Here is a 19,983-nt window from a genome sequence, read left to right on the forward strand (position 1 = left end):
CGACTACTCCGCGTCGCCTTCGAGCGACTGCCACGAGAGTCGGAGGTTCCGCGCGGCGCTGGTCTGGTCGATGCGCCGGGCGGTGGTCCGGTTCGGCGCGTTCGCCAGCGTCTCGTCGTCCTCGGTCGCCACGGCGTCGAACGCCTCGGCGAGTTGGTCCAAGGTGTCTTTCCCCTCGATTTCTGTCGGTTCGGTCATCAGCGCCTCCGGGACGATTTCCGGCCACTTGGTCGTCGGCGGGTGGACGCCGTAGTCGAGCATGCGCTTGGCCACGTCGGCGGCGTCTTGGTCGCCCGCCGACGCGACGAACTCGTGGTGGAACGGTTCGAAGGGCACTTCGTAGTCCACCTGACTCGCGAGGTAGTTGGCGTTGAGGACCGCCTTCTCGGCGGCGTCCGCGAGGCCCTCGTCGCCGAGACGCGCGATGTAGGCGTAGGCCTTCACGAGGACGAGCCAGTTGCCCTCGAAGCCGTGGACCTTGCCGACCGTGTTCTCCGGGTCGAACCGCTCGTACGCGCCGCCGTCGGTCGCTCGCGGCGTTCCGTCGCTCGCGCGTTCCGAGGACTCGCTTCGCTGGTCCTCACGCTCCCGCACGCGGGGTGCGGGCAGGAACTCCGCGAGGTCCGAGACCACGCCGACCGGACCCGCTCCCGGACCGCCGCCGCCGTGTGGCGTGGCGAACGTCTTGTGGACGTTGTAGTGCATGATGTCGAAGCCCATGTCGCCCGGCCGGGCCTGTCCGAGCAAGGCGTTGAGGTTCGCGCCGTCGTAGTAGAGCAGGCCGCCCGCGTCGTGGATGGTCTCGGCTATCTCCTCGATGTCGCGCTCGAACAGGCCGAGCGTGTTCGGGTTCGTGAGCATGAACAGCGCGGTCCGGTCGCTCGCCGCGGCTTCGAGCGCTTCCAAGTCCACCCGGCCGTCGTCGCCCGACGGGAGTTCGACGACTTCGTAGCCGGCGAGCGCCGCGCTGGCGAAGTTGGTGCCGTGGGCGCTGTCGGGGACGATAATCTCGTCGCGCTGGTCGCCCTCGCCGTTGGCCTCGTGGTAGGCCTTGGCGACCAGAATGCCGGTGAACTCGCCCGCCGCGCCCGCCGGTGGCTGGAGACTGACGGCGTCCATCCCGCCGATTTCGGCGAGGTAGTTCTGGAGGCCGTGCATGAGTCCGAGCGTGCCCTGCAGGCTTCGGTCCGAGCGGTCGTGGTGGACCGCGGCGCTCGGGAGCGCGGCCACGTCCTCGGTGAACTTGGGGTTGTACTTCATCGTACAGCTCCCCAGCGGGTACGGCCCGGAGTCGACGCCGTAGTTCATCTGGGAGAGTCGGGTGTAGTGGCGCGCGAGTTCGGGTTCTTCGAGCGCCGGGAGTTCGAGGCTGTCGCGGGTCAGGTCGTCGGGCAAGGGGGAATCGACCTCGACCTCCTCGCTGTTCTTCTCGGAGAGCAGCGGTTCGTACTGGCCCTCCGCGCTCTCTCCGTCCTTCGTCTTTCCGTCCGTCCAGCGTGCTTGGTCGTATTCCATTCAGGCCACCTCCTCGAAGGCCGCGACGAGTCGGTCCGCGGCGTGTTCGTTCGCGTCGGTGATGCACACCTGCACTTCGTGTTCGCCGACGGCGTGGACCGCGAACCCTTCGGCTTCCAAATCCTCGACGACCGCGTTCGCGGGTTGGTCCGTGTGGACGACGAACTCCCGGAAGTGGTGGCGGTCGTGGACCGGCGCCCGGAGTCCGGTCACGTCGTCCAGTCGCCCGGCGAGGTCGTCGGCGAGTCGCACGCAGTCGTTGGCGAGGTCCACGAGTCCGTCGGGGCCGAGGTACGCCGCGTGGATGGCGGTCCGGAGCGCGACCCACGCCTGATTCGTACAGATGTTGCTCGTGGCGCGCTCCCGGCGGATGTGCTGTTCGCGAGTCTGGAGCGTCAGGGTGTAGGTGCGCTTGTCGGCGGCGTCCTCGCTCGCGCCGACGAGGCGGCCCGGCACCTGCCGGACGAAGTCCTCGCGGCAGGCGAACAGGCCCAGACCCATCCCGTAGGCGGTCGGGAGGCCGAGCGCCGCGGCGTCGCCGACCACCACGTCCGCGCCGACCGAGGCGGGTTCCTGCAGAATCGAGAGCGCGACGGGGTCGGAGCCGAGACAGAACAGCGCGTCGTGGTCGTCGGCGAGGGCCCCGATTTCGGCGAGGCCCTCCTCGACGGTCCCGCGCGTGGTCGGGTTCTCGGCGTACACCATCACGGCGTCGTCGTCGATTGCCTCGGCCAGCGCGTCCGCGTCCGCGTTCCCGTCGTCGGTGGCGAACGTCTCGACCGAGAGGCCCGCGCCGTCGGTGTAGTTCTCCAACACGTCCTTGCGCTGGTCGAGGAGGTAGTCGGGCACCAGCACTCGGTCGCCGTCGGTCGACCGGACGCGCGCCGCGAGCAGGGCCGCCTCCGCCAGCGCGGTGGCGTGGTCGTACATCGAGGCGTTGACGATGTCGAGTCCGGTCAACTCGACCAGCATCGACTGGTACTCGAACAGGGCCTGCAGGAACCCCTGCGTAATCTCGGGTTGGTACTGAGTGTAGGAGGTCAGGAACTCCGACCGCAGCGAGAGGTGGTCGACCAGCGAGGGCACGTAGTGTTCGTAGTGACCTCGGCCGAGGAACTCGGTCAGGTCGTCGTTGCGCGAGAGCAGGCCCCGGACGTGGCGCTCGGCCTCCCGTTCGCTCCGCGCCTCGATGCCGAACTCCCCGTCGAACGCGACCGACTCGGGGATGTCGAACAGTTCCGTTACGTCGTCCGCGCCGACCGCGTCGAGCATCGCCGCGGTCTCGTCGGCGGTGTGGGGCGCGTACGGGCTTCCCCGGTCCCCAGACTCGTGTCGTCCGCTCATGTAGTCGGGGCTAGGGAGTGTACCGTTTTAATTGGGAGGTATTCGGTTTCGTTCTCCGGTTAACTCTCGTGGTGCCGGTGGGAGAACCGTGGCTAGTACGGAGCGACATCTCGGGAGGGAGACCGGCACATGGGAAGCGACCGCTCAGTAATCAACTGGCTCGGGAACCGAAACGGAGAAAGAGATTTTGTGGCCGTCAGAGCTACTGCGGTTGCTGTTCGCGCTCGACGCTTTCGACGAAAGAAATCAGAAGTTCCGAGGGGTTACTCGATTTGGTCGCGGTACTCGTCGGCCGACAGCAGGTCGTCGAGTTCGCCGTCGTCGGCCAGTTCCACTTCGAGCATCCAGCCGTCGCCGAAGGGGTCCTCGTTGACCAGTTCCGGCTGGTCGGCCAGCGCGTCGTTGACAGCGGTGACGGTGCCGCTGACGGGTGAGTAGAGGTCCGAGACCGCCTTGATGGACTCCACGACGCCGAACTCGTCGCCCGCGGCGAGTTCGTCGCCTTCATCGGGCAACTCGACGAACACCACGTCGCCGAGTTCGTCCTGCGCGAAGTCGGAGATGCCGATGCGCGCGGTGTCTTGCTCGTCGTCTACCCACTCGTGCGATTCCAAGTACTTCCGGTCGTCGGGAACTTCGAAGCTCATTGTTAGTCACTCAGGAATGGTACGTTCGCAATCTTTGCTTTTTTCGACTGGCCGCGGACCACCACGCGGACGACCGTGCCGGGGTCGGCGTAGTCGGTCGGCACGTAGCCCAGCGCGATGGGTTCGCCCAGCGTCGGACTCATCGTCCCGCTGGTCACTTCGCCGATGACGTGGTCGTCGGTGTCGGTCACGTCGTAGCCGTGGCGCGGAACGCCTCGGTCCACGAGTTTGATGCCGACGAACTTCTCGTCGGTACCCTCCTCTTTGGCCTGTTCGAGCGCGTCTCGGCCGACGAACTCGGTGTCGAGGTTGACCGTCCACCCGACGCCCGCCTCGTAGGGGTTCCGGGGGTCGTCCTCCGCGTCGAAGTCCTGCCCGGAGAGCAGAAAGCCCATCTCCATGCGGAGGGTGTCGCGGGCACCGAGTCCGCAGGGCTGACAGTCGAACAGGTCCCAGACCGCTTCGGCGGACCCCGCGGGGAGGATAAGTTCGAAACCGTCCTCGCCGGTGTAGCCCGTGCGGGCGGTCCAGCAGTCCGCTCCGGCGAACTCGGCGTACTTCCCCTCGAACTTCGAGAGGTCCGACAGCGAGTCCCCGGTCGCGCCCGTCACGAGGTCCGGAGCCTCCGGCCCCTGCACCGCGTACATCGCGTACTCGTCGGTGACGTTCTCGACGGTCGCGTCGAGGTCCCACTCGTCGCGGCGGTCGGTCCACCGCCGGTGCATCTGCTCGTCGTGGCCCGCGTTGGGGACGAAGAGGAACTCGGCGTCGTCGTCCTCGGGGAGTCGGTAGACCACGGTGTCGTCGAGGATGGTCCCCTCCTCGTCGAGAATCATCGAGTAGTGGGAGTCACCGCGGCCGAGTTCGGTCACGTCGTTGGACGTGAGCCGTTGCATCAGGCGCTCGGCGTCGGGACCGGACACCTCGATTTGGCCCATGTGGGACACGTCGAAGATGCCGGCCTCCTCCCGGACCGCGCGGTGTTCGGCCTTGATGGAGTCGAACTCGACGGGCATGTCCCACCCGCCGAACTCCGTGAACGTCGCACCCGCGGCGTCGTGTACGTCGCGCAGCGGCGGCTTCCGAAGCGTCATACTGGAACGGTCGTCCGCCCGGTACGTAATGCTTTGTCTTCCGGACCGACGAGCGGTACTCGACTGCGAGGAAACGAACTGGGTCGGCGTCGCGCGGTCACGCCGGTTCGATGACAATCTGGCCGTCTCGGAGTTTGTAGACGAGTCGGTCGCCCTCCTCGACGTCGAGTCCCTCCTCGGCGAACTCCTCGCGGACGGCTTTGATGAGACTGATGCGCCACCGCTGGGTCACTGTCGTCGTGCCGAGTATCTTTTCGTCGGAATCGTCTGAACTCATCTACCGCCGTCTTTGGTATCGGTGTTGTTATGGACTCTTAGCTATTTCGACTATATCGACTATCGGGTGAGATAACTAACTATTCGCCGGCATTCACGCCAAATCGATGACTGTTTTGCGTCGACGGCCGCCCGAGGAACTGCGCGGTGAAACCCGGTCGTAACCCGTCACGTGCCTCGTAGGGAGGCTCCGGATGGAGGCGACGACCATCCTCCGAAAGCACGCACTCGCGGACACCGAGTGAGCGGAACTAACGGCGGAACGTCACGTCGTGCTACAGTTAGAACTGGAGAACGGGAGTGCTACCGCAAGGAAACGTCGGGGCGGTCGTAGAAGAGAGAACTGCGGGAGGGAACTCGGGTGCGTTCACAACTCCATCCACGGGGTCTTCGCGTCGATTTCGGGCGCGTACCAGCGCTGTTCGGGGTTCCGTCGCGGCCGCCTCCGGAGTTCGACGCGCGCGTCGAACAGACCCATGAGGTCGTCCACGATTTCGTCGTCGGGAACCCGGAGGTGATAGTGAGCCATCCCGTGAACGCTCCGGACCGTCGCGCAGAGCGTGCCCAGGACGTGACGAGTCGCCGCGCGGTCCTCCTGCACCAGGGGAAACAGCGAATCGACGCCGACGCGGAGTTCCGCGGGGTCGAGACCGTCGGCTCGCTCGTCGTAGAAACTGATGGCGGTCTGAATCTCGTCGCAGAGCTGTCGGGCGTCGTCGGTCCGGAGCGAGTCGGAGTCGGGCGTGAACCCCTGCGCCGTCGCCGGGACCGACCGCTCGCCGCGGCGCTGGTCGATAATCCACGTCGTGGGGTCGTCGAAGGAGGCGTCGTCGGGGAGACGCGTGGCCGCGTTCCGAATCGTCTGGTCGGTCAGTCCGAGGACGCGGAACCGGCGGTCCTCGCGGCCGAAGAGGGACCGAGAGGCGCGGGCGGAAACCGCGTCGGGGACTTCGCCGGTGAGCAGGATATTGCTCCCGGTTCGCTTGAGTTTCGCGAGCCACTCCGAGAAACGGGGATTCGCTCCACTCCCGCGAAAACGAAGTTCGGTGGTCATTTACTCATTTTGTCGGAGTTTACTATGATAAAATTTCCGGAATTTAGGGCCGGATAGATACCGGTACGGCGGTGCGTCTCGGTCAGATGTGCTTCGGCCGCCACAGAACCGGAAGGAGGCCCCAGTTGTTTTGCCAACCGAGATCGAACAGTCGCATTGAGTTAGCTTCGCCCTCGTTCACCGACTTTTCTGATATATTTCATAGTTAGAATAATTAAGAAAAATATAATTTACGGCGTATATACAAGACTAGTACATGCCAAGCACAAACGTACTCGCTCAACTGAAACAGCATCCGCGGCTGATTGGTTTCCTATTTACTACTGGAGTGGTGCTAGCGCAAGCAGGGAACGTTGCGGCAAACAGTGCAGGTTTGACCAACGGTCCATGAATTCTTAAACATCTAAATCGAAGAACTCTCCGCTCCAATGGAGTTCATCGCCAATTTTAACCGGTGCAAAATCGGAGTTCAGTACCAATTTTAATTTTTCTTCCTTCATCCGGAACGTCCCGAGCAGTCCGGAGGTAAGATATCGAATTGAGGAGTCACCAATAAAAACAGCTAAGCTTCCTAATCGGTACGACGAGCTCGTATACGAATAATAATCGACCAAGTATTCGTTATTGTCCTTCCGAAGGTCGAATCTCACCGGTCCACCACTTTCACCCTCACACAGCGTCAAGCCACCGTGGCCGACCGTTACGTACTCCATCGATACCGTTACCTCCATTTTCGCAATACTCAACGCCGAGCGAAGTCTAAACCCGGAGTTTAGCAACCGTGCAAGCGCCCGACCCACCTTCGTCGCGGCAGAGTGAACTACCTCCGCCAGCGTGACCACGCCGCCGCGACTGCCCTTTTCGACCAGTTTCGCGCCTTGCTCGTACGACCGACACGCGTTCAAGACGAAGGCCTCTATACCGACCGATTCGAGCGAATCGGCGTCGAGAGAGCCATCTACGCATCGGAATCCCTCCTTGTCTACGTGGCCGATGTAGTGGAGGAAATCCGCCGACGATTCGAGCAGACTCGCGAGTTCGGCGACCGTCAGTTCCTCGTGAACCGATACGTCGTAGTTCACGAAGTCCCGGAGACCGTAAAACTCGCTGACCACGTTCTCCTCGGCCATGCGCGAGTCGTTGCAGACGACGTGGACCTCAATTTCCGACTCGTCGGGCGGCGTGCGCTCGGCCTCCCGGTGCAGGGAGTCTATCGTCACTTTGTTGGCACCGACGGGGTAGCCGTCGCCGACCCACGCGTGTTCGACCGTCTCGGCCGGTTCGACCTGAAACATCTCGTCGTCGGACTCCCAGTCACCGCCCGCGTTTCGGGCGAGGTCGCTCGCGCTCCGGGTAAAGTCACCCGAGGCGACTGCCGCTCTGGTGAACTCCTCGATGCCCTCTAGCGTGGATTGGGGCGAGCGGGGTTTCGGACTCTCGGGCGTCCGCAGCAACGAGAGTTCGTGCGCGAAGTGCGGGAGCGCGGGCGCGTTCTTCGCCTCGGGAACGATGTCAGTGGTGAGATGCCAGTCGAGGACGTGGGGCTCCAGCACGTCGTACGGCACCGCGAGATACGCGCGCAACTGCTCGGCGAGCGGTCGCCCGTAGAGGTCGGCGAAATCGAGGTCCACCGACGGTTCGACCTGCTCGCGCTCGTGGAGGTCCACGGGGTAGTAGCCCTCTGTCCGAGTCAGACAGTCGAGGAAGAAGACCTGCTTGAGGACCCGATTGACCGTCGCCTCGTAGCCGTCCGGTCCGTCGAGCGGATACTCGAAGTCGCCCGCCACCAGCCGCGGCTCCGCGCCGTTGACGACTTCCGCACCGAGATAGTACGCCAGCGACGCTATCGGATAGACGCGCTCGCGTTCGGGCGGCAGGACGAGTTCGACGTCCGTGTCCGGAACGTCGATGTCGCCCGACACTTCGAACGAGTCGCCGCGCTCGATTCGGGGCGGGTAGCCCCGAAGCGTCGGGAACGAGCGCTCGCAGGAGGTCGTCTTCAGCGCGGACCCGAACCGCGAGACCGCCGCCATCGCGTCTTCCACGTCGTCGGTGACGGTAATGGTCCCCACCGGGTGTTCGTGGAACGACCGCGCGCCGACCCGAACGCGACGGTTCTCGCCGAACTTCACCGTGACCGACTCGTCGCCGGGGACGATTCTCAGGGTTCCGTCCACGACGAGGTAGACTTTCATCGGCGTACTCTGAAGTTCGATGAGATAGTTCCCGTCGTCGAACTGCTGAACGTCGCTCGCGGTCGCGTCGGCTATCATCTCCCCGTCCTGTCGCCGAACGACCGTCGAGACCAGTTTCGGAATCTCGACCGCCGTGGCGCGAAACCCGACAGCGTCGTCCACGGGGAAGTAGAACTCGTCGGTCGATGCAGCCTGCGGTTCGACGGACTCGGGAGTGTACAACTCGAACCGGACGCTCTCGATGGGGTCGAAGATGCGGACTCCGGTGCGGTCCTCGAGCGCGTCGAACCTCATTCACTCCGAACCGTACTCGCCCGAATTTATAGTTCTATCTACTGACACGGGCGGGAACGACCGCTACGGAGTGGCGTCCGTGACCACCTGTATCGGTACTGTTATGAACGCGTAGCTTTATCAGAGATGTAGTCAATAATGACTAAAGTGGCGATGAAACAACTCCGCTCGCATCTGGACGAAACCGGGGCGCGGACGGCGCTCGTTCGGGACGCGAGAGCGCCGCCGCGGCCGCCCGAAACCGTGACGGTCGCGCCGGGAATCAGCGGATCAGTGGGTCCCGGCGTCCGGACTTCACCGCTGTACGTGACGGCCGAGGCTCCGAGCGGTCGGACTATCCGGGAGTACGACGGCCGGAACGTGCGCGCGGTTGCCGAGTGCGCGACGGAACTGGTCGTCGAGCGCGACCCCCGAGCGGTGTGGCTCTGCGGGCGCGACCAGATTCGAGCGTGGTGGGGCCGAGGCATCGCCGACATGCTCGAACGCCGACTCGCCGCGGCCGCACGCCGGGCGGACGCGCGACTCGTCGTCTGGACGAGCGACGGCGCGGACGACGACGCGAGCGAGGATGGCGATACCGCGGTCGAAGACGACGTGGCGGTCGAGGACGGTTACGACGTGGTACTCGACCCGTAGCGCGCGAGCAGGTCACCGGCCGCGACGCCGACGTCGGTGCTGTCGCAGGCCGGGCACTGGACCGCCAGCGAGAGGTCGCCCGACGAGGGGAGTCGCTGACAGTCTGCGCCGTCGGACGGACAGTGCGGACCGTCAAATCGGCGGCCCGAGGCGTCGGACCGAGGTTCCGCCGTGTCCGACCGGTCTTCGACGGAGTCCGACGGACCTTCGGCAGAAGTCGGCGCTTCGTCGGCGGGGCCGGGAACCGAGAGCGCGAATTGGGCGAGCAGTACGAACGTACCGGAGTGACCGCAGTTGTAGCAGTGCGTCATGGTTGTCGGACCGGCAGGTGCGTTCGGCGCGCCGGTCGGGCCGAACTCGTGCGGTATCGCATTTGAAGTTTGGCGGCGCGGCGGTGGCGGTCCGGCCGTCGATACGACGAGAAGGAACGCGTCCCGCCACCGAATCGGTGATTCAGTCGTCGTCGGCTTCCGTCGCTTCCAGACGACTTTCGAGACCGAATTCACGGGCCCGCGAGCGCCAGAACTCCTCGTAGCCTTCCTCCGGCCGGTCGGTCACGGTGCTCTCGCCCGACTCCACCCGGTCGAGTTTCAGGTCCACTTCCTCCATCAGGCGGTGGCCGACGTCGTCGCTGACCGCGCCGGTGCGCATCGCGTCCATCAGGGCGCTCTTCTCCTGTTTCAGGACGCGGCGCTCGCCGACCAGCAGTTCCTCGCGCCGGAGTTCCGGATTGGCGTCGAGCAGGAGCGAGATGGCCTCCTTGAGGTCGTCCTTCTCGTTCTGATACTCCACGCGGAAGTCCTCGTAGACGCTCGGCGAGAGGTCGCCCGCGTCGTGGAGGTCCGCGGCCGATTCGAGCGCGGCGTCCACGGCGCGCGCGCGCCCGACGAGCAGTTCGTACAACTCCTCGGCCTCCGAACGGGTCACGATGTCGAGCGCGTTCATCACGCGGCCCATCGTGAGTCCCTGCACGACGAGGCTGAAGGCCGCGACCCCGAACACCATCGCGCGAAGCTCCTCCCGGAACGGGAAGTTCTCGGGGAGACCCAACACCAGCGCGATGGGAATCGAGGCGTGAAGCCCGCCCCAGACCATGATGTGCTGGTATTCGAGCGGGACGCCCTTCGGCACGAACTGGTTGACCAGCGTCGTGATGGGGTAGACCACCGCGGCGCGCGCGAGGACGACCAGCGGGATGGCGATGAGGATGAGTCGACCGTGGGTCAGCACCTGATTGATGGGGGTCTTCGCGCCGATGAGCAGGAAGATGAGCGTGTTGACGAGGAACGCCGCGGTGTCCCACGTGTTGAACACCGAGATTTTGGTCTGGGCGCTCATCGCGTACTCCGCGCCCCGGTTCCCGATGAGCAGGCCCGCCGTCACCGTGGCGATGACGCCGCTGAAGTAGTAGTCGCCGATGACGCCGCTCAGGGTGTGTTCGGCAAGCAGGAAGCTCCCGTAGGCCAGCACCAGCGTCAGCACGATTTCGGTCGTGTGTTCGTCGAGGCGGTACATCACCTGATACACCGCCAGTCCCGTGACCAGTCCAACGATGGCCCCGCCCGTACTGGCGACGACGATGTCCGTCGAGGCGGCGACGATGGTGTCCGTCGTTATGAGTTGCGCGAGTTCGGTGCCGGCCTCGGTGGACTGAACGACGAGCGCGAACAGCGTCGAGAAGATGACGACGCCGACGCCGTCGTTGACGAGGCTCTCGCCCTCGACGAGGACCGAGAGTCGCTCGGGCGCGCCCAACTCCTCGAACAGCGCCAGCACCGACACCGGGTCGGTCGGCAGAATCATCGCCGCGAACAGCAGCGAGACCAACAGCGGGAACCCGAAGGCGAAGTGGCCGACTACCCCGAGCAACAGAATGGCGAGTATCAGTCCGACGACTGCCAGCACGAGGACGTGCCACAGGTTCCTCCGGAAGCGTTCGAGGTCGGTCGTCGCCGCGCCCTCAAACAGCAACGGCGGGAGGAACACCAGCAGAATCAGGTCGTGAGAGAGCGCGATGTCGATGCTGATGTCGAGAATCGACACCGCGAGTCCCGCGAGCAAGAGCGCAATCGTGTAGGGAAAGCGGCCTATCTTGGCGACGAACACGCCGACCCCTGCCGCGATGACGAACACCGAGAGCAGGTCGATGAGTTCGGCCGCGATTCCAGTCTCAGCAACCATGCCCGTTGATACTCGCGCGACGCGTAAAAACTCAATTACCGATACGGATTTCAGCGCCGTCCGTTCCCGGAGAGAACATTCGTACTGTCCCGCATCGCGGTCTCCGGACCGTTGTGACGGTGGCGGCTACGTCGGAACTGGCGCGCGAAAGAAGGAGGAATCCCGAACCGAGGCGGTCGGACTACTGGTACTCGGTGATGGTCAGGTCGTAACTGCCCGACCCGCTGTAGGAGTCCACGTCGATCTGGAGCGGCGTCGACGTGTCGGGGCTGTCGATGGTGATGGACTCCTGACTGTTCGTGCTGATGGAGCGGTAGTCGTAGTTGCTCGGGGAGGCGTTGGTCGTCGTGCCCTCGTTGACGTAGAGGTCGAAGTCGGCGTCGCTCGGTCCCGAGAGTTCCACGACTATCTGGCTCGGACTGCTGTACTCCCAGTTCCACTCGTAGTCGTCGTAGTCCGACGAACTGCTGAGCGAGTCGCTGACGGTCGAGGAAGTGGAGCCGTCGCCACCGCCACCGCCGCCACCGCCGCTGCCGGGGTCGGTCGTGACCGCGTTGTACGCGTTGACCTGACCCGCGCCCTGCTTGTCCGAGGAGAGACTGATGTCCTTCGCGGTGTTCTTGAGGTGGCTGCGGAGTTCGGAGTTGGTGAGGTCCCACTTGGCGAGCGCCAGTCCGGCCACGCCGGACGTGACGGGAGTCGCCATCGAGGTACCCGAGAGCTTCTCGTAGGAGCCGCGGGTCTCGGTCGTGGTCGAGAGAATGTCCACGCCGGGCGCACAGAGGTCGACCTTGCTGCCGTACTGCGAGAACGAGGCGAGGTTCTCGCTGGAGTCGACCGCGGAGATAGCCATACACTCGCTGTAGGCCGCGGGGTACGAGACGGAACTGGAGCCGTCGTTACCCGCCGCACAGATGGGGAGCGAGCCGTTGTTGACCGCGTACTGGACGGCGTTCTTCATCGTGGACGAGTAGCCGCCGCCACCGAGCGACATGTTGATGATGTCGGCACCTTGGTCGGTCGCCCACTCGACGGCGTCGGCGATGTCGGAGGTCGAACCGGAGCCGTTCTCGTCGAGCGCGCGACCGTTGATGAGCGAGGAGTTACCCTGTCCGGCGACGCCGGTGCCGTTGTCCACGACGGCCGCGGCACAGCCGGAGACGTGGGTCGCGTGGTACTCGTTGCTCGGCGCGTCCGGCGCGGGGTCCGAGTCGCTGTCTACGAAGTCCTTGCCGGGGTTGGACTTGTAGTTGGCCTGCAGGTCGGGGTGGCTGTACTGAGCGCCCGTGTCCACGACTGCGATGGTGACGCTGGAGTCACCGAGCGTGGTGTCCCACGCGGCGTCGGACTCGACCTGCTGGGGAGCGTACTGGTCGCCGAACCGGGGGTCGCTCGGGGAGAGCTGAGTCTCGAAGGTCCGGTTGCGCTCGGCGTACTTGATGCCGTCCTTCTTGGTGATGGCGTCGATGAAGTTCTGCTTGGCCTTGTCGGGGGCCTGACTCGGGAACTTCACCGCGGCGTAGCGGAGCGTGTCGTTCGTGTGAACGACTTCCGCGTTGCCGGGGACGTACGAGGAGACTTTCCCCTCGACGTCGCCGTGACCGGCGGAGACGCCGACGAGAATCTCGTCTTTCTTGGGGCCGGGGTCGCGGCCGGGGGTCGCTGCTGTGATACCACTGGTCGCGGCGGCGGCGCCAGCCGCGCCCGTGGCCTTGAGGAACGTACGGCGATCGAATCGCTGCGTGCTGTCGTCTGACATGCTACATTACGTTCCACACACCAGAGTTATTTAAATCTTAATCTTAGGTTGTAATAAAGTGTTACTAAGTTATAATCACTCAAAAAACAAACTAGTAAATAGTTTCGAGGCGTGGAAAGAACCGCGGCGTTGCGAGACCGGCACCGCTAAACCGGAACGGACGCTACGGCAGGGTATGCAACCGTTGCGTTCGCTCCTCGGCGGGGAGACCACCGTCGCGCTGTTCGTGGACGGTCCCAACGTCCTGCGCGAGGAGTTCGACGTGGACTTGGACGACGTGCGGACGGCCGCGGAGGACCTCGGCCGACTCGCCGCGACCCGACTGTATCTGGACGAACACGCGAGTCCCGGCCTGATTCAGGCGGCGGAGGCCCGCGGGTTCGAGGTGACGGTGACCTCCGGCGACGTGGACGTGAAACTCGCCGTGGACGCCACCGAGTTCGCGCTCACCGACGGTCTCGACGTGTTGGCAATCGCCTCGCGCGACACCGACTTCAAGCCCGTGTTGGAGAAGGCGGCCCACAACGGCGTCCGCACCGTCGCCATCGCGCCGGGCGAGTACGGCCGGTCGGACGCGCTCCGGAACGCGGCCCACGAGGCGCAGGTCGTGGACCCCGACGGGAACGCCGAGGAGTCGTCGGAGTAATCGCTCGCGAGTAGTCTAATCTCCCCCCAGCGTCTTGACTTCGACTCGGTGCGTCCCGCCTCCGGCTAACCGAATCTCCGCCTCGCCACGGATAGCCTCGCGAACGGTCTCGCGCCACGCTTCGACCGCTTCGACGTGACGCTCGCGGTGGCGCTCGACGGAGAACTCGGCGTCCGGGTCCGCGCGAAGCGCGTCCTCGGTGTCGTCCGGCGAGGGGAACGCCGGAATCGCGTCCGCGTCGAGCAACCGGCCCGGCGGGAGGTAGAGCGCGCCGGTCGCCGGGTCGCGGTCGCCGACCGCTTCTGACGCGTCTGAAGCGGTCTCGCCGGTCTCACCGACCCTCTCCGACCCCGTCGCTGCCGGACCTGCGTCGTGGAGTCGCGCCCGCATCCGCCCCGAGAACGGCGGCGTCACTCGGAGGACGGGCCTTCGCGGACTCCGCTGGCGGGCCTCGTAGGCCGCCACCGCGTCGTCGGCCGTGACCGCGACCGAGCGAATCGCCCGCGGGTCCTCGTCGTCCATACCTCCGACTCGGACGCGAGCGCCCTTGAACTTCGCGCCGGACGGTCCCGCGTCGGTCGTCCCGCCTCTCTCCCCGGTTATCTAGATTTCGCCGGTTATCTATACCTTCTCGCGGGGCGCGCTCGGTACGAGCGCGTCGCACACGTCGCACGCTCGCGTACAGCGTTCGTACGCGCTATCGCTCGTTCTCGCCCTGCCGCTCGCGCTCACATCGCCCGTACGCGTTCGCACACCGCAGTCGCCGGAGTCGTTTTCCGGTTTCCCGCAGTCGGAGACGACCGCCGTCCCCGTCGAAAGCGAATCGCCGAGGTTTTTCCTTCGCTCCCCGAATCAGCGGACATGGACGACCTCGGCACGCCGGTACTCGACAATCACCTGCATCTGGACCCCGACCACGGTCGGGGCATCGAGGCCGTGAAGGACTTCGCGCGGAGCGGCGGCACCCACCTGCTCGTGGTGAACAAGCCCTCGTGGCTGCTCGGCGTCGAACCCGAGACCGGTGAGGAGTTCCGCCCCGTCTTCGAGACGACCGTCGACGTGGTCGCGCGCGCCAGCGAGGTCCTGCCCGGCCGCGCGTGGCCCGTCCTCGGAGTCCACCCCGGACTCGTCTCGAAACTCGTCGACGACCGCGGATTCTCCCCGGAGGAGGCCAGCGACTTGATGCGGGCCGGGTTGGACGTCGCCGCTGAGTACGTCGAGTCGGGCGAGGCGGTCGCGCTCAAGACCGGTCGCCCGCACTACGACACCACCGACGCGGTCTGGGAGGCTTCGAACGAGGTCCTCCGGCACGGACTCGCGCTCGGCGCGGAGAACGACTGCGCGGTCCAACTCCACACCGAGGCCAGCGAGGACCTGACGGAGGTCGCGGAGTGGGCCGAGGAGCGGGGTCTCGACCCCCGGAAAGTCGTCAAGCACTACGCGGCCGGGCGACTCGCGGGACCGACCCCGAGCGTGATGAGCGAGAAGGACCGCCTCGAACGCGCGGCCGAGCGCGGCGACCCCTTCCTGATGGAGACCGACTTCGTGGACGACCCCGACCGGCCCGGCGCGGTGATGGGACCGAAGACGGTGCCCCGGCGGGTGCGCTGGATGCAGGAATCGGGCTACGACGACGCGATTCGGACCGCCCACGTCGAGACGCCCGAGGCGGTGTACGGTCTCGACACCGAGGCGACGCTCGACCGGTAGCGAACTCTCGCCGTCGGCGGGGAACCCCTATCGAAACGACAGTCGGGTCGGGGAAGGAACGCCGAACGAGCGGACGAGCGGCGTAATACCGCCGTTTTCGGGGTCGAAATTCGCCTCGTAGGATTTATGAAGCGCGCAACACTCCGAAGATACATGAGCGCGCCTCCGGAGGAATTCTACTCCGACGAACGCTGGCAGAACTGGCTCGACCGCATCCGGGAAGAGGACATCGACCCGGAGAACGAAGACTCCGCCCGTCTCCTCCTCAACCTGCAGGACGACGTGGCCATCGCGGTCGCCAAGATAGTGACCGCCTACGACGACGGCGACATCGACGACGAGGAGGCGCTCGACGAACTCGGCGACATCCGGGAAGTCGTCCTCGAAGAGGTCGAGTTCGACAACGACGAGAAAGCGATGCTCATCGACGGGGTCCAGACGAGTCTGGTCTGTGTCTTCTACGCGGCCGACCAGTACGTCGCGGAGGGTCCCGCCGAGGAAGCGAGCGTCGAGGAGTACGTCCTGGAGGCCGGACGCGCCGAGGAGGGCGAGGACCTCGACTCGGCGCTCGGTCTGGTCGCGGCCGCCGGAACGCGCATCATCGACGGCGAGGAACTCGACATGGAAGTGACCGAGGACCTCGAGTACGGACTCGTCATCGAGTGGGTCAACGGTCTCGACAGCCTCCAGAGCGCGATGAGCGACCCCGAAGTCGTCGAAGAGGAAGACGAAGCGTAGTCGCGTCCGGCGCTCGGAGCGGCGAGTTCCGACCGCGCAGGCGCTATTTTTAACTACCTGCCCCGAAAGGAACCGGGTAGTGCGACTTCGAACCGACGAGCGCGGAGTGACGGTCCAAATCGGGACCGTCCTGCTGTTCGCAGTGCTCGTCATTCTCCTGTCGGTCTATCAGGCGTCGGTCGTCCCCCAGCAGAACGAGCAGGTGGAGTTCACGCACAACCAGCGAGTGCAGGGCCAGTTGCAGGACCTGCAGGACGAACTCCACCGGACCGCCGCCACCGGCAGCGACGGGTCGACCTCGATAGCGCTCGGCACGCAGTACCCCGTCCGAGCGTTCTTCGTCAATCCCGCGCCGCCGTCGGGCACCCTCCGGACGACGCCTCCGGCGAACCTGACGCTCAGGAACGCCACCGCCAGCGGCGAGACCGGCGACTACTGGACCGGGGGCGCGCACAACTTCTCGACCCGCGGACTCACCTACGACCCGGTCTATCACGTCTATCAGAACCCGCCGACCACGATATACGACAACGGCGTCCTCTACAACCGATTCGACGACGCGAACCGGACGCTCGCGGGCCAACAACTCGTGAAGGGCAACACCATCTCGCTGGTCGCGCTGAACGGAAGTCTCTCGGAGTCGAGCAGCGGAACCGCCACCGTCGAGATGCGGGCGGTCAGCCCCGCCACGCGGACCGTCACGGTGGGCAACGAGACGAGCAACCTCTCGCTCGTCCTCCCGACGAGGCTCCCGGCCGACGAGTGGGAGCGACTGCTCGCCGCGGAGATGAACCGGACCGCGGGCGACGACCGCTACGTGCGGGCGGTCGAGGAGGTGTCGGGCCGGAGCGCGGTCCGACTCGTCCTCGAAAACGCGACCTACGAACTCGAACTGGCGAAGGTCGGCGTCGGCACCGACGTGACCGAGACCCGCGCCCGCTACGTCACCGACGTCCGCGGCGACGACGCGAGCGTCGCGGAGAACAGCGAGCAGAAAGTCGTCGTGGAGGTCCGCGACCGGTTCAACAACCCCGTCTCGGGCGCGACCGTGAACGTGACCCTCGATAGCGGTCTCTCCGGCGACATCGCGGCGCAGGGCCAGCGCGGCGACCAACTCACCGACTTGACGACCGACGACGAGGGTCGTGTGACGGTCCGGTACGTCCCGCCGACCGACTTCGACGGCGAGAACAGCGAGGTCGAGGTCCGGGTCGGGATGGACTCGGTGCCGCCGACCGGTTCCGGGTTCGACCCCGGCACGCCCGCCAACCTGAGCGCGAACCTGACCGCGGTCAACGCCGACGGGAGCGGACTCGGCGAGACGGGCGGGAACGGGAGCGACGCCGCCTACCAGACGCGTTGGGACGTTCCGGCAATCGAGGCGGAACCCGGCATGACCTGCTACGCCAACGACACGTGTCGATACGACCGGTCGGTAGAGCGGTCCGTGACGCTCACGGCGAACACGACACCGACCGCCCAGAACGCCCCGGTCGAGTTCTCCGTCAGCGATACGAGCGTCGCCGAATTCACGGCTGACCAGTTGGACACGTGGGACGACGGACGGAGGAGTGTCGAACTCGACACCAGTTCGACCGGCGTGGTGAACGCCTACGCCGCCAGTGGCGGGTCGGGCGACGCGCTCAGAATCGAGGTGTACGACTCCGGTGACGGTGGCGGCCCGCCCGCGCCGAACGTCCAGTTACGACTCGACGACCTCTCGCACGTCAACGAGAACGCGGTCGATTACGTCGCCTCGTACGACGTGTCGAACACGAACGCCTCGTTCCAGCGGGTCAGCGTGGTCTTCGACAACGTGAACCGCGGCCCCTCGGCGACCGGCGTGGAGAACAGCACGGCGGTCCGCGGGAACGAACGGTACAGTCTCGACTACGCCGCCGACGAGGACTGGACGGTCACGGCCCGCGTCATCTACGAGAACGACGCGGGCGAGGAGTACGTCGCGGCGAGCGACTCCATCACCGACACCGCGGACGCGCTGAACCCGAACACGAACGACGACCTCTCGCGGGCGGGGAGTCCGGCCGTGAGCAGTTACGGCGTCTCCGACCGGTCGAACCCCGGACAGGGGCCGCGCTACCGCATCGACTACGCGATAACCGAGAACGGCAACTTCAGTCAGGTCTCGGGCGCGGCTATCAGTCTGGGCGGCGGCGGTGCCGACGCCGCCACCCGAACGTCGGCTACCGGCCGAATCGACCTGCAACCCGGATACGGTCGCGGAACCGAGTTCCGCGTCAAACTCCTCGTCTTCGACGACGAGGGCGCGGTCGTGGCGGTTCGCGCCGAGACGGACACCGCCAGCTAACCCGAATCGACGACCGGTTTCGACGCGCGTCGAAGACCCTATCGACAAACCCATATAGCCGGTCGCCGCAGAACCGTATATGACAGCCGTCGGTATCGACGCCATCGAAATCTGGACGGGGAAGCTCAAACTCGACCTCGCGGAGACGTTCGCGCCCGAGAAGGGCGAGGACCCCGAGAAGTACACCAAGGGACTCGGTCTGCACGCGAGTTCGTTCCCGGACGCCCACGAGGACATCGTGACGATGGGCGCGAACGCCGCCAAGCGCCTGATGGACCGCAAGGGGCTGACGCCCGACGACATCGGCCGCATCGACGTGGCGACCGAGAGCGCGTTCGACAACTCCAAGCCCGTCTCGACGTACATCGCTGGGTGTCTCGAACAGGTGTACGACGGCGACTTCCACCACGCCAACAAGGGCGAGCGCAAGTTCGCCTGCATCGCGGGCACTCAGAGTCTCGACGACGCCTACAACTGGATCAAAGCCGGTCGGAACCGCGGCCGGGCCGCGCTCGTCGTCGCCACCGACACCGCGCTCTACGCCCGGGGCGACCCCGGCGAGGCCACGCAGGGCGCGGGCGCGGTGGCGATGCTCATCACCGAGGACCCGAACCTCGTGGAACTCTCGACCGAACAGGGGTACGGGAGCGCCGACGAGACCGACTTCCTCAAGCCCAACCAGCAGTTCCCGAGCGTGGACGGCAAGCGCTCGATGCAGGTGTACCTCGCCCGGATGCGCGAGGCGTTGGAGGACTACGAGTCGGTCGCGGGCGCCTCCCACCCCGACGACTTCGCGTTCATCCCGTTCCACACGCCGTTCCCCGGCATGGTCCGGAAGGCCGCCGTGCTGGCCTACCGCCACATGATTCGCGGGACGTCCATCGAGGAGGACCTCGCCGAGGACATCGGCTTCCAACCCCGCGAGGAGGACTTCGAGGACCGCGAGGCCTACGAGGAGGCCATCCGCGACCACATGGACGACCTGAGTTCGACCGAGGCGTATCAGGAGTGGTACGACGCCACCGTCGAACCGACCCTTTCCATCTCCCGACAAGTCGGCAACTGGTACACGGGGTCGGTCCACATCGCTCGCGCCGCCGCCCTCAAGCAGGCCGCCGAGCAGGGCGTCGACCTCGCGGGCGAGAAGTTGGGCGTCGGTTCGTACGGGTCGGGCGCACAGGCCGAAATCCACGCCGAGACGGTCAGCGAGGGCTGGAAGGACGAAATCGAACAGCTCAACGTCGACGACCAGATAGCGGGCCGCTACGACCTCTCGTTCGAGGAGTACGAGAACGTCCACGACCGACACAACCACGACAAGACCATCGAGATGGAGGACTTCACCGTGCCGGACGGCGAGTTCGTCTTCACCGGTCGCGGCCGCATGAACGAGCGCCTCTACGACTTCGTGGAGTAGCGCCCCCGCCCGACTGTCGTTTTTCGTCGGCGCTTCTCGCTGCGAGCCTTTCCTCTTCGACTCTCTTCTCCTTCCCTCACTTTTCTTCTCCTCTCTTCTTCCCCGCCGGCGACTCCGCCAGTCCCCGACAGCGCGAACCGAAGCGTCG

Annotated in this window: 18 protein-coding genes; 7 read left to right on the forward strand and 11 right to left on the reverse strand. The window is 65.6% G+C overall.

Annotated elements, in window-relative coordinates:
- Positions 1 to 3: 3 nt before the first annotated feature.
- The 6 genes from gcvPB to M0R89_RS01460 all read right to left on the reverse strand — a co-directional run bounded on the left by gcvPB (position 4) and on the right by M0R89_RS01460 (position 5,930).
- The gene (gene gcvPB / locus M0R89_RS01435; protein ID WP_248650791.1) at positions 4 to 1,515 is read right to left on the reverse strand and encodes an aminomethyl-transferring glycine dehydrogenase subunit GcvPB; all 1,512 of its coding nucleotides are present in this window, start codon (positions 1,513 to 1,515) and stop codon (positions 4 to 6) included.
- Complete coding sequence (gcvPA, locus tag M0R89_RS01440) at positions 1,516 to 2,859, reverse strand: aminomethyl-transferring glycine dehydrogenase subunit GcvPA (RefSeq protein WP_248650792.1); 1,344 nt, start codon at positions 2,857 to 2,859, stop codon at positions 1,516 to 1,518.
- 263 nt (positions 2,860 to 3,122) lie between these two features.
- Positions 3,123 to 3,506 carry a glycine cleavage system protein GcvH gene (gene gcvH, locus M0R89_RS01445; RefSeq protein WP_248650793.1) on the reverse strand — a complete coding sequence of 128 codons (384 nt, stop codon included), beginning with the start codon at positions 3,504 to 3,506 and terminating at the stop codon, positions 3,123 to 3,125.
- Between the two features lie 2 nt (positions 3,507 to 3,508).
- A complete protein-coding gene (gcvT, locus tag M0R89_RS01450; RefSeq protein ID WP_248650794.1) occupies positions 3,509 to 4,600 on the reverse strand; it encodes a glycine cleavage system aminomethyltransferase GcvT in 1,092 nt (363 codons plus the stop codon).
- 97 nt (positions 4,601 to 4,697) lie between these two features.
- Positions 4,698 to 4,877, reverse strand: a complete 180-nt coding sequence (locus M0R89_RS01455; protein ID WP_248650795.1) for an AbrB/MazE/SpoVT family DNA-binding domain-containing protein — start codon at positions 4,875 to 4,877, stop codon at positions 4,698 to 4,700.
- Between the two features lie 366 nt (positions 4,878 to 5,243).
- Positions 5,244 to 5,930, reverse strand: a complete 687-nt coding sequence (locus tag M0R89_RS01460) for a DUF7504 family protein (protein ID WP_248650796.1) — start codon at positions 5,928 to 5,930, stop codon at positions 5,244 to 5,246.
- Between the two features lie 256 nt (positions 5,931 to 6,186).
- Between M0R89_RS01460 and M0R89_RS23525 the strand changes: the two genes are divergently transcribed.
- Positions 6,187 to 6,321 (forward strand): DUF7503 family protein, encoded by a 135-nt coding sequence (locus M0R89_RS23525; protein ID WP_438267672.1) that lies wholly within the window; start codon positions 6,187 to 6,189, stop codon positions 6,319 to 6,321.
- A 4-nt stretch (positions 6,322 to 6,325) separates the two neighbouring features.
- Here the strand turns inward: M0R89_RS23525 and M0R89_RS01465 are convergent, their stop codons facing one another.
- A complete protein-coding gene (locus M0R89_RS01465; protein ID WP_248650797.1) occupies positions 6,326 to 8,419 on the reverse strand; it encodes a hypothetical protein in 2,094 nt (697 codons plus the stop codon).
- Between the two features lie 147 nt (positions 8,420 to 8,566).
- Between M0R89_RS01465 and M0R89_RS01470 the strand changes: the two genes are divergently transcribed.
- Positions 8,567 to 9,055, forward strand: a complete 489-nt coding sequence (locus M0R89_RS01470) for a hypothetical protein (protein ID WP_248650798.1) — start codon at positions 8,567 to 8,569, stop codon at positions 9,053 to 9,055.
- Here the strand turns inward: M0R89_RS01470 and M0R89_RS01475 are convergent.
- From M0R89_RS01475 to M0R89_RS01485, 3 genes are all read right to left on the reverse strand, one after another.
- A complete protein-coding gene (locus tag M0R89_RS01475; protein ID WP_248650799.1) occupies positions 9,031 to 9,366 on the reverse strand; it encodes a hypothetical protein in 336 nt (111 codons plus the stop codon). The two genes, M0R89_RS01470 and M0R89_RS01475, sit on opposite strands and share 25 nt — an antisense overlap.
- A 142-nt stretch (positions 9,367 to 9,508) precedes the next feature.
- Positions 9,509 to 11,236: a cation:proton antiporter gene (locus tag M0R89_RS01480; RefSeq protein WP_248650800.1), complete on the reverse strand. Its 1,728-nt coding sequence runs from the start codon at positions 11,234 to 11,236 to the stop codon at positions 9,509 to 9,511.
- Positions 11,237 to 11,417: 181 nt separating this feature from the next.
- Positions 11,418 to 12,995 (reverse strand): S8 family peptidase, encoded by a 1,578-nt coding sequence (locus M0R89_RS01485; protein ID WP_248650801.1) that lies wholly within the window; start codon positions 12,993 to 12,995, stop codon positions 11,418 to 11,420.
- A gap of 175 nt (positions 12,996 to 13,170) precedes the next feature.
- Here M0R89_RS01485 and M0R89_RS01490 point away from each other — a divergent pair, with 175 nt between their 5' ends.
- The gene (locus tag M0R89_RS01490; RefSeq protein WP_248650802.1) at positions 13,171 to 13,641 is read left to right on the forward strand and encodes an NYN domain-containing protein; all 471 of its coding nucleotides are present in this window, start codon (positions 13,171 to 13,173) and stop codon (positions 13,639 to 13,641) included.
- A 15-nt stretch (positions 13,642 to 13,656) separates the two neighbouring features.
- Here M0R89_RS01490 and M0R89_RS01495 read toward each other — a convergent pair whose 3' ends face one another.
- Positions 13,657 to 14,163 carry a DUF8009 family protein gene (locus tag M0R89_RS01495; RefSeq protein ID WP_248650803.1) on the reverse strand — a complete coding sequence of 169 codons (507 nt, stop codon included), beginning with the start codon at positions 14,161 to 14,163 and terminating at the stop codon, positions 13,657 to 13,659.
- Between the two features lie 339 nt (positions 14,164 to 14,502).
- Between M0R89_RS01495 and M0R89_RS01500 the strand changes: the two genes are divergently transcribed.
- The 4 genes from M0R89_RS01500 to hmgB all read left to right on the forward strand — a co-directional run bounded on the left by M0R89_RS01500 (position 14,503) and on the right by hmgB (position 19,835).
- Positions 14,503 to 15,351, forward strand: a complete 849-nt coding sequence (locus M0R89_RS01500; RefSeq protein WP_248650804.1) for a TatD family hydrolase — start codon at positions 14,503 to 14,505, stop codon at positions 15,349 to 15,351.
- Between the two features lie 153 nt (positions 15,352 to 15,504).
- Positions 15,505 to 16,089 carry a DUF2150 family protein gene (locus M0R89_RS01505; RefSeq protein WP_248650805.1) on the forward strand — a complete coding sequence of 195 codons (585 nt, stop codon included), beginning with the start codon at positions 15,505 to 15,507 and terminating at the stop codon, positions 16,087 to 16,089.
- A gap of 79 nt (positions 16,090 to 16,168) precedes the next feature.
- Positions 16,169 to 18,418 (forward strand): hypothetical protein, encoded by a 2,250-nt coding sequence (locus tag M0R89_RS01510; protein WP_248650806.1) that lies wholly within the window; start codon positions 16,169 to 16,171, stop codon positions 18,416 to 18,418.
- 79 nt (positions 18,419 to 18,497) lie between these two features.
- Positions 18,498 to 19,835 (forward strand): hydroxymethylglutaryl-CoA synthase, encoded by a 1,338-nt coding sequence (gene hmgB, locus M0R89_RS01515; protein WP_248650807.1) that lies wholly within the window; start codon positions 18,498 to 18,500, stop codon positions 19,833 to 19,835.
- Positions 19,836 to 19,983 lie beyond the last annotated feature (148 nt).

Origin of the sequence: Halorussus limi (assembly GCF_023238205.1) — an archaeon.
Taxonomy (GTDB): Archaea; Halobacteriota; Halobacteria; order Halobacteriales; family Haladaptataceae; genus Halorussus; species Halorussus limi.